1 pseudogene is annotated in these 430 nt (G+C 38.6%); it reads right to left on the bottom strand.

Going from position 1 to position 430, the window contains the following annotated elements:
- Window positions 1–430, bottom strand: a pseudogene (locus J7R13_RS09035) (phage integrase central domain-containing protein); the annotation flags it as partial.

Here is a 430-nt window from a genome sequence, read left to right as displayed (position 1 = left end):
CCTGTAAGGATAAGCAAACGCAAAGCCAAATGTGTTATATATGTTTTTTGGCAAAGTGTTTTATAAAAAGCAGGAACCTCTTTCCAATCCATTGCAGGTAAGTTTGTGACTTTATGGCGTTGTTTTCCTAAGAGAGCTTGTGCTTTTGTACTGCTTGTAAATCAACATCAAAACCCAAAGCAGCCGCGTGTTTGAGACAAAGATTGAGACGAATGAGAGCTCTACGAGCTGTTCCAGTTTTTGTATGCCAAATAGGAGCAAGCGTATTACGTATCTCTGTTTGTGTAATCTCTGAAACGGGTAAACAGCCTAATTTAGGGAGAATGTGAAGGCGTAAAGGTGTAAACCAAGTTCCATCTTTACCATCCCCTTTTAATTCAGCTTTACGAGTTTCAAAAGTATCTAGTGCAATATCTTTTAAGTAATGGAG

Origin of the sequence: Bartonella taylorii 8TBB, assembly GCF_902825155.1 — a bacterium.
GTDB classification, from domain to species: Bacteria; Pseudomonadota; Alphaproteobacteria; order Rhizobiales; family Rhizobiaceae; genus Bartonella; species Bartonella taylorii_A.
This window is presented reverse-complemented; position numbering and strand designations above follow the sequence as displayed.